The organism is Polynucleobacter antarcticus, from assembly GCF_013307245.1.
GTDB classification, from domain to species: domain Bacteria; phylum Pseudomonadota; class Gammaproteobacteria; order Burkholderiales; family Burkholderiaceae; genus Polynucleobacter; species Polynucleobacter antarcticus.
In genome coordinates, this window is record NZ_CP028941.1 from 594,270 (window position 1) to 609,032 (window position 14,763).

Here is a 14,763-nt window from a genome sequence, read left to right on the forward strand (position 1 = left end):
TTCTGAATTACCTAGGTAATACCGACGTACCCATTAGATATTCATCAACAGCACGGGCACATTGACGGCCTTCTCTTATTGCCCACACCACAAGACTTTGTCCACGGCGCATATCGCCCGCTACAAAGACCCGAGGTACTGATGTTTGATAGGCCTTAGCATCCTCAGTTGATGCCAATGCATTACCCCTTGTGTCCTTATCAACACCAAATGCTTCCAAAACCTGCCGACTTGGGCTGACAAAACCCATTGCTAACAACACAAGGTCTGCCTTGATTTCAAATTCACTATCAGGCACTTCTGTCATTTTTCCGCCTGTCCAATTCAGCTTTACACCAATTAATTTTTCTAACTTACCATCCTTGCCTTCAAAACGTTTGGTACCCATACTCCAATTTCTGTCACAGCCTTCATCGTGGCTGCTACTAACGCGCATCTTATTAGGCCAAAAAGGCCATACCAAGGGAGTGTCAGCTTCTTCAGGCGGCTGTGGCAGTAATTCAATTTGCGTAATGTGCGCCGCTCCGTGACGATTGCTGGTTCCCACACAATCAGAACCGGTATCACCGCCACCTATTACAACAATATGCTTACCCTGGGCACTGAGCGGATTTTTCCAATCGCCAGCGTTCTCTTTATTTTGTGGAATCAAAAACTCTAAGGCGTAATGAACGCCTGCCAACTCTCTACCCGGTACCGGTAAATCACGGGGTTGCTCAGCACCGCCAGATATAATCACAGAATCAAAGTCTGCCAATAGCTCATCTGGATCTATACGCTGTTGTGAGTAGTCCTTAATAACAGCATCTGCGCTTTCACGTCCCACAAAAACACCAGTTTTAAACACTACTCCCTCTGCCTGCATCTGCTCGACTCTTCGATCAATCAGAAACTTTTCCATCTTGAAATCTGGAATACCGTAGCGTAATAGTCCACCAATACGATCATTCTTCTCAAATACTGTTACAGAATGCCCTACTCGAGCCAGCTGCTGTGCTGCGGCCATGCCCGCCGGACCGCCGCCTATGATGGCTACTCGCTTGTTGGTTTTGATCGCGGCAGGTTGAGGTATCACCCAGCCATTTTCCCAACCCTTATCAATAATGGCATGCTCGATACTCTTGATACCTACTGCTTTAGAGTTGATACCCAGAGTACACGCTGCTTCACAGGGAGCTGGACAAATTCGTCCAGTAAATTCTGGGAAGTTATTAGTGCTGTGTAGTACGTCAAGTGCCGTTCGCCAGTCGCCTGCATACACTAAGTTATTAAAGTCAGGAATAATATTGTTGACTGGGCAACCTGAGTTACAAAATGGGATACCGCAATCCATACATCTGGCCGTTTGTTGCCCAACTTGAACATCATCGAGTGTAATGACAAACTCTTTGTAGTTTTTTACACGTTCTGCAACAGGAACATAGCCTTCTTCAAGACGGTCATATTGCTTAAATCCCGTTATTTTATTTAATACTGTCATTAGAGTTCATCCAAATTATGGTCAAGGAGGCTCGCAATAAGCCGAAAAAGAGGGTGTTGTAATCAAAACACTAATACCAAATACTGGTGTTGGTATTTTCACCTGTAAAGTATCCGGTACATAGTTTCCGTAAGCCTATTTAAATACAAATAACCACGCCAATTGGAAGGTTTAACAAAAGACTTAACGAAGGTCTCAAATTAGTAAGCTTTACCACGTAAAAGGCTCAAATTCTTAGAAAATCACTAAGATTTATATCCCCAACACGCATGATGTAAACAAAGAAAAATAAGGAATATGAACTTATCCCACTATTACAAGCAACGGACACAAAAAAAACTTCCGTATTGTTAATTAATTTTCTACCTTAGTTTTATCGAGTTCCGTGAATTTATGCCCACATATGATTCCATTATGGGTAGCGCTACAAATGTCGGGACTGATTCTCCAAATCTTACCTTCAGAGATTGCGTTACATTTACTACAAACTAGTCTCCAGCCCTTAACCACTCTGAATACTCTATAGTCTGAAAACTTCAGTAAATTAACAACTAAATTCACATTTTCTGCTTGTTGCTGAGGGCTGTCGATGACAGTTACGCACTTACTAGCTCCATTGATGACCATTTTTGTTTTAAAAAATATTGTCGGATTACTAATAACATCAGGAACAGGGTTTGTTGAGTAAATAATAATAAAATCGCTTATTGAAGAACTTAAATGGACTTCCAGATTTACATCTTCTAAAAGGTCTTGAATTAATTGAGGGTAGAAATCTGTATTTTTATCAATCATATGTTGCTACTTTTAGTATTGCTAGTTATTCAGTTGATTCAATTAAATATGCACTTAAAGGAGTAAAATCAAGGCCTATAGCAGCTTACCCTTATTGTATTAAATTTAGAAATTGGACAAGAACAATGCTGGAAACAATCTGCGATGTAATGCTTGATGCTTATAAACGCAACTGGATCACTAGTCGCGACGGTAACGTCAGTATTCGCCATCATGATAGAAGTCACTTTTACATTACACCAAGCGGTATTCGTAAACAAACCTTGCAACCCGATCAATTTAAGAAAATTAATATTATTAAGGCCTTAAATTCATCTGAATATGCATGGGAAGAGATGGATCACACTGCTATAAGTAGCCAACTTTCACCATCAGGAGAAATTCCTCTTCATTTTGGCCTCCAAAAAATGATGGGGCAACATCAAGATGAAGTTCGTGTAGTTGTTCATGTACATCCTACTTACTGTATTGCTGCTATGCATGCGGGAATTGATCTTTCATCTATTAGCACTGCATTTCCAGAATTAAATCGTTACACAAAAGTTGCTCCTAATGTAGGTGATGTTCCGCCTACAAGCCAAAAGTTAGCAGATGAGTGCTTCAAGAAGTTAGAACTCGATTCTATGGGCAATATTAAGTATGACATTGTAGGAATAAAAGGACATGGCGTTGTGGCGATTGATGCTAACCCATGGAGCGCTTACGAACATATTGAACGGCTTGAACATATTTGTAAGATTGTTTTAGCAAGTAAAAACTTTTAAAAAAGTCTTTTGCTTAGTAAATGGATGTCTCTCAATAATGGGATTTTGTGAAAAATTTTGATTTAATCGTTATCGGTGGTGGATCCGGTGGTGTACGAGCCGCTAGAATTGCAGCGAATCATGGCGCCTCTGTTGCTCTTATTGAGGAATATAGACTGGGCGGTACTTGCGTTATCCGAGGCTGTGTACCAAAAAAGCTCATGGTGTACGCTAGTCGTTTTGCTCATGAGTTTGAAGATGCTAAGGGCTATGGCTGGAGCATTGGAGAAACCCAATTTAATTGGGCTCAATTAAAACTTAAAAGAGATCACGAAGTTGCACGACTTGAGGAAGTTTATCGAAAAAATCTCCTTGCTGCCGGGGTATGCATCTACCAAGGACACGCAAGCTTTGTCGACTCAAAAACTATTCTTTTGTCAAATAACGAAACATTGTCTGGTAGTCATATATTAATTGCCACGGGTGGAACGCCAGTAGCCAATGATGACTATCCAAATATTGAATACACAATTGACTCCAATGGATTTTTTGACTTAGATCATCTGCCCAAAAAGGTAGTCATTCATGGGGCAGGATATATTGCTCTAGAGTTTGCTTGTATTTTTAGATTATTAGGCTCTACAGTAGATATTATTGTTCGCGGAGACAATATCCTCAGAGGATTTGATAGTGACATTCAGTCTCAACTTAAAAAAGAATTGATACAAAGTGGTATCAATTTTCATTTTGGAAAAAATATTCAATCCATAGCTAGGCTTAATGACCAATTTTTGGTCACCTTAGATGACGATACGAAATTAGATGCCAATTGCGTTTTAAGAGCTGTTGGACGTATCCCAAATACCCAAGATTTAAATCTAGAAAAAGTAGGGATTCTTTTAGACTCAAAAGGAGCTATTACAGTCAACGACTACTCACAGACTAATATCGAAGGTATTTATGCGGTTGGTGATGTAACAAATAGAGTCAATCTCACGCCCATGGCTATACGTGAAGGTCATGCTTTTGCCGATACCGTATTTGGTAAAAATCCTCGGTTAGTGAATCACTCCCTTGTACCCACTGCTGTATTCACTTCACCAGAGGTAGGTGTTGTAGGCCTTACAGAGGAGCAAGCATTAATCCAGTACCCAGAGCTTGATGTTTATATCGCCCACTTTCGTCCGATGAAGGCAACCTTATCGGGAGCACAAGATAAGGTGCTTTTTAAACTTTTAGTAGATCGTGCTACTGATAAGGTTCTTGGATTTCATTCTATTGGTCACGATACTGGAGAAATGATTCAACTGCTTGGCATAGCTCTTCAGATGAAAGTAACTAAAAAAGATCTGGATGCCACCTTAGCAGTCCATCCTACCGCTGCTGAGGAATGGGTTACTTTTAGAACTCCAACAAGACAACACAATATTTAATACCCATGATGCTTACGGACCCCATTCAAGTTCAAACTTCCATATTTTAGATATTCGCCTATGTATGAGTAATGATTACTCTAATCCAAGCTTACTAAATCCTAGCCTGCCAGAGCCTCATGTGGTTCAAGAAGGTTTTGATTTCTTAAAGCCATCACATGCAATTCATATCGAGCGCTATTTGTATCTTACTAAGAGTGTCATGCCAACATTGGCTAAAACTACTCAAACTGACTGGCCGGTTCATAATGATCACTGCTTTCAGCGCATCGTACTAGACACTATTTGTGGTGGACCCTGGCATAACAAAATTATTCGCCCTGCATACCAGCACCTTAGCGAAACACAAGCGATACAAGCTGCACAACTTTGCGAAGAGATTATTAACAATAAGGTGGATCTTAATTCTCTAAATCGTCAGTCATTAATATGGCGGCATAAGACGGATGCTAATTGAATTAGCATCTACGCAACTAGTTGTGCAGTTAGGTTGCGAAGTTAGGTTGTGCGATTAGGTTTTAAAGCGTCGGCGAATGAGTTTCAAAGCGATTAGCCAGGCCCCCAATGAATAACTGCCGATGACTAAAAAGGGTATAAGCACCTCAGTGGGCCATTGATCTAAAAATAGTGGTCTCACTAAATTAATAGCCTGGGTTAATGGTAGCCACTCAGAGGATGCTCGCAGCCAGTCTGGTAGCTGATCCCGCGGGAAAAAAACACCACTAAGAAACATCATTGGCGTAAGAAAAAGAGTGAAATAATAAGAAAAGAAGTCATAGCCCTTTGCAAGCGCAGTAAAGATCAGTCCGATACAACTAAACATCACTCCCACTAGGAGCAGAATCGGTAAAACTAATATCAACTTATACGAGTGACTTACTCCCAAAGCGAGCATGACTAAAAGAATCGCAGTTACCGCAAAGAACGATTTAAAAGCGGCCCACAGCATCTCACCAAGTAGTACATCGCCTATACGTAAGGGTGTGTTTAAAATACCGTCCCAAGTTTTTTGTACATGCATCCTTGAAAATACAGAATACAGCGCCTCAAACGACGCGGCATTCATAGCGCTCATACAGATTGAACCACTTGCAAGAAACACCAAGTAACGAACAGTCTGCCCGTTGTATATCACCTCACCCACCAAGGCTCCCATACCATAGCCAAAGGCAAGTAACCACATCAAGGGCTCTGCAATATTCGCTATCAGACTAGGAATCAAAAGCTTACGCCAGACTAATAGATTTCGTAGGAAAACAGGCCAAGCGTACATTAGCTGCCCTCTCGCATCTGTCGCCCAGTCAACTTTAAAAACAAATCTTCTAGATTCGCTGGTCTATGTAGTACTTTTAAACGCGGCTGCAATTCAAGTGCTTCTAGAAGTGGGTGTACTGCGTGGGTGTAAAAGAAAACAGTCTCACCACTTACTTCTACCCGCTCAGCTAAATCACGCAAACCGCTCTTTAATAATTCTTGCGGATCTGCGCCATACACTTCAACGACATGCGGTTCAACATGAATTTCTATTAAATCCCGCGGTTTACCCTCAGCGATCTTACGACCATGATCTAGCACCAATAAGCGATCACAAAGCCGCTCTGCTTCATCCATAAAGTGGGTCGTCAGCAGGATTGATTTTCCCTTAGCCAATAGTTGCTGTAACCGTTCCCACATCAAGTGGCGCGCCTGCGGATCAAGCCCGGTTGTCGGCTCATCTAACAGCAACATCTGAGGATTATTGATTAGCGCTCGCGCAAGACTAAGGCGCCGCTTCATGCCACCAGATAACTCTCCTGGTTTGGAGTGGGTTTTATTACTTAGAGCGGCAAACTCTAGCAATTCTGGGATACGTTCTTTCATAGTCTGATTCGACAGACCAAAATAACGGCCGTAGACAAGTAAGTTCTCTGCGCAGTCAAAATCAGGATCCAAAGTATCAAACTGGCTCACTACACCAATACGTGCTTTTATTGCCTGAGCCTTTGAAGGCATAGAAAGCCCAAAAAGATTAATCTCACCTGAATCGGGCTCACTAAGCCCTAGGCACATTCTTACTGTAGTGGTCTTGCCAGCCCCATTAGGACCAATAACGCCCAAACACTCACCTGGGTAAAGCGCAAAAGACAGCTCATCAACTACTAAAGAGTTCCCAAATCGTTTGGTGACATGTACACACTCCAGCTGGGGATTAGGCAATTCGCTCATCAACTAAGCTGCAATCTAGCAAAGTGTGCACGAAGTCTATTTTGCATTTTCAAATCTTGATGCTGATCCTGCTCTACCACCCGCCTAACCTCACTTATCTCAAACGTATTTTTAGTAATCAAGCAATAAACGGCGTTGCGGACAAAAGTAATGCAATCTACCAAACAACACGCAATCATTCTAAGGATACGTAGTTTGCTAGGGTCAAACTTATTTTCTGAGAAAATGTTTGGCAGGCATAAATTAGCCATATTCCTAAATATTTTCTTAGTAAACTGCATAAAATGGCTCGTAGTAATAATCTTCATTAGAGTTTCAATATAAACTAAAGTTTATGTATCGTTAACATAAAATAGTCAAGTCATCCATTAATGATGACGGTTTTTTACTGGTGATTCGCTAAAATTTGAAATCTTTTATAGTAAGTCCTATGAGCCACACCGTTACTTTAAGTAACGGTCACTCAGCTCTGCTTTGAGTCGAGTCAAACCAACACCACTAGAGCACCCCCCCCTGCTGGCGGATCAAGCTTAATGACTTTACAGTCTGGACTAGTCAATCCACTCCTCTTGAATAGCTGGTTTGTATTCAAAAAGCAATATTCTTCAAACTTTTACTCTTTTAGGATCTTGGTAATCGAACTAATAAATGGACTGATTCTGATTTACAAACATAGGCCATTAACTTTGCTCCGATACTGTCAATTGGAATAGGCACCCAATCGATGAAGGGCGCCTGCTGACTATAGTTTTGAATACCTTTCGCATCCGCACCTGAAAATGACTGTAATTGCTTGGCTGCCAATTGGGAGGTACGACAGTCAATCATGCTCTGGCTTTTATAACTGGAGTTGCCGTATTGATCTTTTGGACTGAAATTTTCAACAGTCCAAAAGGTGACTATAGTTCCGCTGCGCTTGATTGACGCAGTATCGAGCTTGGTGCTGTTCGCCCCACTACCAGCAATCAATATCCAATCAGTAGCAAATGACGTTAGCGGCAGCAACAAAAGAGCTAAGAGTAGTTTTTTCTTTTTTATCATTGAACCATATTAAGCTATGTATGAGCTTGCACTTAACTCCAATGCTCTACGATTCGAACCAGCGCACTTGGCCTCAGAAGAAATCGTGACTGCTCAGAAGCCCCACCGTTACTTTAAGTAACGCTTGTGCCGTACTTGAAAGTTACGAATCTGAGCCTGAGATTCAAACTTTACGCCAAAAAGCAATCGCACACTCAATCGCACACCAGTTTTACACGCTTGCAAAGCATTGATTTATATAAGTTTTTGAAGAGCCACTTTTACTTTTAATCCGTTGGTCGCGAGTTCGAATCTCGCCCGACCCACCAGCATCACTAAGCCTCGCTTTTGCGGGGCTTTTTTATTACCTGCACTATCCTCTCAAATACCTCTTCAAACCTTTTTTGGGTTATTTTTTGACTAGGAAAACAGCACAAAACCATTAGAATAATCACATGCCCTCTAAGTTTGCTACCCAGTCCCAAGCACGCCAATACAACGTTTCTAACGCCGTGGCTTCGGCTCGAATTGAGGGCATTGTTCCAACCAAGCAGCTTGAGCAAAGCCTCACTGATTACGTTACCGGCAAAAAGACTATCGCGCAATTGATAGAAGAAACCAAAGAACGTTTTGATATAAATCGCCCTAAATGATGTCCGCACAAAATAAAAAAATTATCATCATTGCCGGACCTAATGGCGCCGGCAAAACTACCTTTGCTAAAAACTTCTTGCCGCAAGAAGCGCATACATCTCGTTTCATTAATGCCGATCTTATAGCCGCTGGCTTGGCACCCTTTAAGCCTGAATCCGTTTCATTTAAAGCTGCGCGCTTAATGCTAAATGAATTAGATGAATACACCAAAGCTGGTGAGAGCTTTGCTTTTGAAACAACTTTATCCGGAACTCATTACCTACAACGTATCCAGGAGTGGAAAGATTTGGGTTACATCGTCAAACTTTGGTTTATCTCACTAAGCTCCCCTGAGTTAGCTATTTCTCGTGTAGCGGAACGAGTGGCACAGGGAGGACATAATATTCCTGAAGATGTCATTCGTAGGCGCTATAAAGCAGGTTTGGAAAACCTCTCGAAATATCAAAAAGCTGTAAAATCTTGGGTATTGTTAAATGGTGATAAAACACCACCAGAACAAACTGATCAAGGTTAATTATGACTATTCCAAGCAAAGATATACGTAATTCTTCGGATCCTGATATTTCTGGATCCTACTATGCCATGCAACGCGCTGGTCAAGCGGCAATAGACTTAGCAATTCAAACTAATACCGCAATCGTGACCACAGTTAACGGCAAGATTGTTCGGATTCCTGCTGCAGAACTCATTAAGCAGCGGCAACTTACGGCCTAAACATCCTTGGTCGCGAGTTCGAATCTCGCCCGACCCACCACTGCTTACATTACGCGAACTTAGACTTTCGTTATGCGTCAGCAGTTCTCAACAATGTACTACAGTGCGCACATTAGTTCCATGCTGCTTAGTTTAGTACTGTGAAAAATCTCATACATCTCAAACTAATATACACAGCAGAAAACACCTCACCTACAAAAACAAGCAAGAGCACTGTATCAATGTCGTTACGAATCAGCAGGAAAAAAATGACTACTTTTACCTTATTTAAAATTAGGGAAGTTCGTTACCTATTGAGGTAAGATTGGCTTTTAAACAGTGCAAATACAAGGACCATAATGCGATTCATTAACCTCTTTACCGCAACTCTGATGACTTTTTTTGCAAGTCAAGCTATTGCTGAGTCAACCATCGTTGTTACTCATCCTGCTATTCCAGCGCCCACTTTCTTGGACCTAGGTAAAACAGGCCAATCCATCGGCGATATTCGTATCTGGCACTTCCCAGCAAAAGCAGATAATGGGGGAGATTTAATGACCGATTGGATTATGACTACTACTGGCATTGTAGAAAATAAGAAAATTGAATATCGAATCATGAATGCGGTTTTTTCTTTTGGCGATGGCACAAAAGATCAAATTACAATTCAGGGAATTGGGCAATACTCAAGCCTCAAGGAAGCCTTGGATGAATCTGCTGTCACCAGAAGGGCAATCACTGGTGGCACAGGAAAATTTGCAAATTCAATCGGTTGGGTTGAAACCATGCACCTTAAAGATGGCTCTTGGAAGCACACTTTATATCTTAAATAGCCACTTATGCACTACTCAGTTTCGCTGAGCAATGAACAAGCATTCATCAGCGAAATTTAGATCTAAGCCTAATAACGTAATGTGGGCTTAGATCGACTCACCTTTGCCTACTGCTGTATTTTTAAGATTACCACTCCAAACGGGTTTTCAATAAATACTATTTGCTTGAAGTAAATTCATCGCACCAGGCACTAGTCATCGTTTTAATCATTAATTTTTTCACTCGGCCAACACCACATCCAGACATTTTTTTGCCATCAATATGGTAGGTGCCAGCGCCATACTGATATGCTATCTGAAGAGTTTTCCCATCCACAGATAAAGTCCCGATTTCAATCGACTCAAACTCCGGTGTCTTAAATAGAAAACGTATATGACTACCCTCTTGCGAAAGAATTTCTATAGAAGCTGACGTGTCTAGGTATGTTAAGGGTGCATTCTTTTTAGATAAATCAGCTGTGGTTGCAGAAACAGTCCCTGACCAATGTTTTTCAAGAACGGGAACGGATTGTGCAAGTGAAGTTACGCTAAAAAAAAGTAGCTCCCGTCAATAACACTAATGAAGCTTTTTTTATTGGAATAAACATTTATAGTCTTAGTAGTGTCATAAATTTACGATTATCAATTCTCTATGTTTTGACTAGGCATGATCTGATTAAATTTAATATCAAGCTTTTCGATCATCGCCAACATCATGAGATTTTGACGCTCAAGATGAACTAGCATTACTGCAATTTCTTCTTCAGCTCGAACATTGATCTCAAGGTCATGCTCAGCACGCAATTCAGCATGTCTGCCAATGACGTTTTGCCCAACCATAATAAGGGGCATTAGTAGAATTTGAATTACATTAGAAATAAATAACCAGAGAACAAAACCTGTTGCTGGATCAAATCGCCAAGGCAATGGGGCTAAAAAATTCCATCCAAGCCACAATACAGTCCAAATCAGTATCAGCAAGAAAAAACCCATAGTACCAATTCGATTGGTAATCCAAACTGCAGCCTGATCTAAGGAAGAAAGATTATCATCGTTTTCTTGGTTGATATTTCTTAAGGGTTTTCTTTGCTGCAGAAGTTCAGCAAGAGTTGGAGTGGCTCCCTCTGGTATCGATGGCATTTTCGTATTTTCTAAAAAATATCAGCAAAATTTTCCTACAGAGAAAAGCGCCTAACCCCCAACATAATAAGCGCTACCTCCCCCTGCAACCCTATCCCACTCCAAATGATCGGATGACATATTTGCCGGATTGGGGGGGGATAACTAAGGTAAAAGTAGTGATTGTATTTTCCACAACCCTAACAACAGTACCCTCAGGAGGATGCATACCAACCGCCTTCAAAACTTTTTCTGGATTTGAAATCAGTTCGTTTTTAAAAACATCATCTTTCCAGCACAACTCTATTAAATGCTTGTAATGATCTGCTTCGAACATGTCTTCACTCCATTTTAAAAGCGTATTGCAACAGTTTGTAAACTAGATTAGCCGCCGTAAGGCTTCATTTCTTCAAGCGATAAAGATCCGTCACCGTCTTTATCCCATTTCTTCCACTCTTCAGCTGGAATGCCATAAGCAGTAGCCTCGTCTTGGGATATTTTGCCGTCTTTATTAGCATCAAGCGCTAAGAATTCATCTTGACCAATCTTGCCATCGTTATTTTTATCCAGCTTTTGCAACCAGGCTGGCTTAGAAGAAGCAGTATCAGGGCTCATAACTCTTAAACCTATATAAAGAGCAACGGCAATAATAATTAAAGCGATTAGAATTTTAGAAAATTTCATAATAATATTTCTCCTAGTATTTAGTTATCTTTTTTATATAAACAATACATTAACAAGCTTGGTAAGACAGTTGCAAAAAATATAACGACTTGATGCATATATGAATTACCTTAAAACTCACCATCTGTGATTAATATAACATGGATGGTGAGCTAGAAATACTACTTTTGTAGGTAGTAAAGCTTACACGCTTGGCTTCATTCGATACAGTAACTCAAGGTCATTGCGATGAAATGGCTCCGCTAATTCGCCTGCAACATCAGCCATAAAACTGGCAAAATCAGTCCCATCCTCTAAATTGGCAGCGTGACTCGCATTTTCCCAAATACCAAAACCTTCAATAATGTTTTGAGCGGGGTTACCAATAATGATGACGTCGTGTAGATCTGAGTGGTGTGACATGACTTCATCCGCAAATTTATGAAAACGTTTACAAACTTTTTCATATGATCCAGGTTTAGTTTTAAGCCAACTGTGTCCGACATGTGCCATTTCAATCTCCATTTTCAAATTGTTGAATTGTTTTTTTACTTCTATTGCAGAAACTACTTACAGCATTACGATACTTTTAAATATTAAGTTTTTTCCCTAACAGATCATTCATGTCCTGAATTACTGTGCATTACTTTTTCAGATAAAGCAAATATTAAGCCGGTAAAAACAAAAGTAATATGTATCCCAACCATCCAACCTAGATTATCTTTATTGACGCCTTCAATCTCTAAAAATGAAGCTAAAAGGTTTATGCCAGAAAGCGCAACAATAGAGCCAATGAGTTTAAGTTTTAAATTAGCAAAATCAACGCCACCCATCCATTTTGGTCTATCGGGATTAAATCTAGCGGTACCAATAATCGAGACAAAGTTTTCATAACCAGAAAAGATAATCAGGATAAGTAAATTTCCTAATAAAGTTTTATCAACAATTTGCAAAACCCCCGTTACAAATTCTGCATCGCTTGCGCCCCAAAACGTCGTTGCTAGATGAAAAAATTCTTGTAAAAACTTAATGCAAACTAATAGCAAGGTAGCAACTAGTATTAAATAAAAAATTGATAATATCCAACGGCTTCTAAAAATAATTTTTTCTATCGCTGTTTCAAGATAACCAGATGGGTCACGTTGGTTATCTACATGATGATGATTCGAGGACATTATTGAACTTTCCGATAAAAAATTCTGATGGTAGGAAACATACTAATCCGGATCTTAATACTACAAGTAATCGTAAACTACTTCTCCCATGCCTAGTGTCAAATCAGCAATAAAATGTTTTGCTGAAAGTACCTCTATTACAGGCAATTTTGCAACATCAGCCACAACATGAGAAAAAAGCTGTAAATCTCCTGGCGACGTCCATGCCCTTTTAACTCTTATATCCTGCAAAAAATAACGCACTAACTCACATATTCTAGGATTTCCATCTACATGAGGAATAATTTTTAGTACAAAGTTTGGCTTTTTCAAAGAGGCCTCAACAGCGGCTTTATCAAGTGCCTTATGCTTAAACCCCATTGTCATAGTAGCGCAAAGGACGCTACCAAAATGTAACTTGCCTACGATTACTTCACCCTCATGGCTTACTTTTGGATTGGCCAGCTTTTTAGGAAAACCCCAAATTTCTCGTCCGCCAGAGATCGGTGACTCATCATCCAAGTACATTGAATGAATGTAAGAGCCGCTTTCTCCGTTTAAAACTACTGGAATAACCTGACCAGATTCTGTGTAGTCTCCAAACCCAGTTGAATTCGGCATCTTAATGAATTCAAACATCACAATGGGATCTGGAGCAATTAATGGCTCAGGAAGAATTTATGCTAAGGCTAATGGATCCGTACGATAAGTAACAATAAGATACTCGCGATCCCGGAATTCATAAGGGCCTCTTGGGTAAGCTGGATTAGCCAAAGGCATTGCAAAAGCATTTTCTTTGATGTCTTTAATATTCATAATTAACAATTAGTTATAGATAACGATTTCCATTAAGCCTGGCTTAAAACCTAGCTTCTTCCAACTAGCAAATGCGTTCGTATTTCGCCCAAGCCTTTACATTCCATCAGACCGCCATCTTCAAAGATAAAGATATCTTTTAAAGCCTCATAGGTAGCCGGCGATACCTGAATTCTGCCATGCAAAGACGTTGACTCCATCCGACTTGCCACATTGACAGTATTACCCCATAAATCATATGAAAACTTTGTAAAACCAATGACTCCAGCCACCACTGGACCAGAGTTCATACCAATACGCATATTTAATTCAGCATTATTTTCTTGATTAAAATTAGTCAAATCTTCAAACATCCCAATAGCCATATCAGCACAAATTTCAGCATGATCAGAGCGAGGGATAGGTATCCCGCCAACAGCCATATAAGCATCACCGATTGTTTTAATTTTCTCTAAACCTAATTTTTCTGCACGAATATCAAACCGAGTAAATAAATCATTTAACAACTTGACTAAATTGGTTGGCGTGGTTGTAGAGGACATCTTAGTAAAGCCGACTAAATCGCTAAATAAAATAGTGACGTCAGGATAACTACCAGAGATATTTTTCTCACCTTTCTTTAAGCGCTCAGCAATAGGCTTAGGTAAGATATTAAGCATGAGCTTTTCTGTTTTCATTTGCTCAACTTCAAGCAATTGCTTCTCTTGATTTAACATTTCTAGATGTTGGCGATCAAGATCACGTAAATGCTTTTTTTCTAAAGATGAGAAAATCCGAGCCCGCAATAAAATAGGATCAAATGGTTTCGGTAAGTAATCCTCGGCACCGATTTCAATACATTTAATTGTCTTTTCAAACTGCTCTGCCCCAGAAATAACAATGATTGGCAAAGATTTATAAACAGGGTCAGCTTTTAGCTCAGATAAAACGCCTAGACCATCGAGCTCAGGCATTTCCATGTCAAGCAACATCAGATCAACTGCCTTAGAGCGAACAACTTCGATGGCTTCCAGCCCATCTGCAGCCTCTAAAATATTATTGAAACCAAGTGTATTGAGTTCGCGAATAAGAATTTTTCTGAGGGTGCGACTGTCATCGACAACTAATATATTGAAGGCGGAAAAAGTAGAATCAATCATTGAGTAAGGAGTTCCTGAGAAATTATTTCTGTTTCCA

General features: G+C 40.2%; 17 protein-coding genes and 1 pseudogene. 7 read left to right on the forward strand and 11 right to left on the reverse strand.

Features of this window, described 5'->3' with window-relative positions:
• Positions 1-7: 7 nt before the first annotated feature.
• Positions 8-1,480, reverse strand: a complete 1,473-nt coding sequence (locus DCO16_RS03075; protein ID WP_173942299.1) for a glutamate synthase subunit beta — start codon at positions 1,478-1,480, stop codon at positions 8-10.
• 707 nt (positions 1,481-2,187) lie between these two features.
• Between DCO16_RS03075 and DCO16_RS03080 the strand changes: the two genes are divergently transcribed.
• The 3 genes from DCO16_RS03080 (at position 2,188) to DCO16_RS03090 (ending at position 4,908) form a co-directional block, all read left to right on the forward strand.
• Entirely contained in the window at positions 2,188-3,039 is an 852-nt protein-coding gene (locus tag DCO16_RS03080) for a class II aldolase/adducin family protein (protein ID WP_173942300.1), read from the forward strand.
• Positions 3,040-3,086: 47 nt separating this feature from the next.
• Positions 3,087-4,451, forward strand: a complete 1,365-nt coding sequence (gene gorA / locus DCO16_RS03085; protein WP_173942301.1) for a glutathione-disulfide reductase — start codon at positions 3,087-3,089, stop codon at positions 4,449-4,451.
• Positions 4,452-4,515: 64 nt separating this feature from the next.
• Positions 4,516-4,908, forward strand: coding sequence for a hypothetical protein (locus DCO16_RS03090; RefSeq protein ID WP_217426688.1), 393 nt, complete (start codon positions 4,516-4,518; stop codon positions 4,906-4,908).
• Positions 4,909-4,962: 54 nt separating this feature from the next.
• Here the strand turns inward: DCO16_RS03090 and DCO16_RS03095 are convergent, their stop codons facing one another.
• From DCO16_RS03095 to DCO16_RS03105, 3 genes are all read right to left on the reverse strand, one after another.
• Positions 4,963-5,724, reverse strand: a complete 762-nt coding sequence (locus tag DCO16_RS03095; RefSeq protein WP_173942302.1) for an ABC transporter permease — start codon at positions 5,722-5,724, stop codon at positions 4,963-4,965.
• Positions 5,724-6,656: an ATP-binding cassette domain-containing protein gene (locus DCO16_RS03100; RefSeq protein WP_173942303.1), complete on the reverse strand. Its 933-nt coding sequence runs from the start codon at positions 6,654-6,656 to the stop codon at positions 5,724-5,726. The genes DCO16_RS03095 and DCO16_RS03100 overlap by 1 nt, the downstream gene beginning before the upstream one ends.
• 621 nt (positions 6,657-7,277) lie before the next feature.
• Positions 7,278-7,697 (reverse strand): surface-adhesin E family protein, encoded by a 420-nt coding sequence (locus tag DCO16_RS03105; protein WP_173942304.1) that lies wholly within the window; start codon positions 7,695-7,697, stop codon positions 7,278-7,280.
• 434 nt (positions 7,698-8,131) lie between these two features.
• Here DCO16_RS03105 and DCO16_RS03110 point away from each other — a divergent pair, with 434 nt between their 5' ends.
• The 4 genes from DCO16_RS03110 to DCO16_RS03125 all read left to right on the forward strand — a co-directional run bounded on the left by DCO16_RS03110 (position 8,132) and on the right by DCO16_RS03125 (position 9,856).
• The gene (locus DCO16_RS03110; protein ID WP_173942305.1) at positions 8,132-8,329 is read left to right on the forward strand and encodes an antitoxin VbhA family protein; all 198 of its coding nucleotides are present in this window, start codon (positions 8,132-8,134) and stop codon (positions 8,327-8,329) included.
• On the forward strand, positions 8,326-8,844 hold the full coding sequence (locus tag DCO16_RS03115; protein ID WP_173942306.1) for an ATPase: 519 nt from the start codon (positions 8,326-8,328) through the stop codon (positions 8,842-8,844). Before DCO16_RS03110 ends, DCO16_RS03115 begins: the two co-directional genes overlap by 4 nt.
• 2 nt (positions 8,845-8,846) lie before the next feature.
• Positions 8,847-9,044 (forward strand): hypothetical protein, encoded by a 198-nt coding sequence (locus DCO16_RS03120; protein WP_173942307.1) that lies wholly within the window; start codon positions 8,847-8,849, stop codon positions 9,042-9,044.
• Positions 9,045-9,415: 371 nt separating this feature from the next.
• Positions 9,416-9,856, forward strand: coding sequence for a hypothetical protein (locus DCO16_RS03125; RefSeq protein ID WP_173942308.1), 441 nt, complete (start codon positions 9,416-9,418; stop codon positions 9,854-9,856).
• A gap of 621 nt (positions 9,857-10,477) precedes the next feature.
• On the opposite strand, the gene DCO16_RS03130 is transcribed toward DCO16_RS03125, so the two are convergent.
• The 7 genes and pseudogenes from DCO16_RS03130 to DCO16_RS03160 form a co-directional block, all read right to left on the reverse strand.
• Positions 10,478-10,975, reverse strand: a complete 498-nt coding sequence (locus DCO16_RS03130; protein WP_173942309.1) for a DUF1003 domain-containing protein — start codon at positions 10,973-10,975, stop codon at positions 10,478-10,480.
• Between the two features lie 91 nt (positions 10,976-11,066).
• Complete coding sequence (locus DCO16_RS03135) at positions 11,067-11,291, reverse strand: NHLP leader peptide family natural product precursor (RefSeq protein WP_173942310.1); 225 nt, start codon at positions 11,289-11,291, stop codon at positions 11,067-11,069.
• 47 nt (positions 11,292-11,338) lie between these two features.
• Positions 11,339-11,638: an EF-hand domain-containing protein gene (locus tag DCO16_RS03140; RefSeq protein WP_173942311.1), complete on the reverse strand. Its 300-nt coding sequence runs from the start codon at positions 11,636-11,638 to the stop codon at positions 11,339-11,341.
• A gap of 183 nt (positions 11,639-11,821) precedes the next feature.
• The gene (locus DCO16_RS03145) at positions 11,822-12,130 is read right to left on the reverse strand and encodes a hypothetical protein (RefSeq protein WP_173942312.1); all 309 of its coding nucleotides are present in this window, start codon (positions 12,128-12,130) and stop codon (positions 11,822-11,824) included.
• Between the two features lie 104 nt (positions 12,131-12,234).
• Positions 12,235-12,792 (reverse strand): YqhA family protein, encoded by a 558-nt coding sequence (locus tag DCO16_RS03150; protein WP_173942313.1) that lies wholly within the window; start codon positions 12,790-12,792, stop codon positions 12,235-12,237.
• Between the two features lie 60 nt (positions 12,793-12,852).
• Positions 12,853-13,587 (reverse strand): annotated as a pseudogene (locus DCO16_RS03155) (acetoacetate decarboxylase).
• Positions 13,588-13,637: 50 nt separating this feature from the next.
• Complete coding sequence (locus tag DCO16_RS03160; protein WP_173942314.1) at positions 13,638-14,726, reverse strand: adenylate/guanylate cyclase domain-containing protein; 1,089 nt, start codon at positions 14,724-14,726, stop codon at positions 13,638-13,640.
• Positions 14,727-14,763 lie beyond the last annotated feature (37 nt).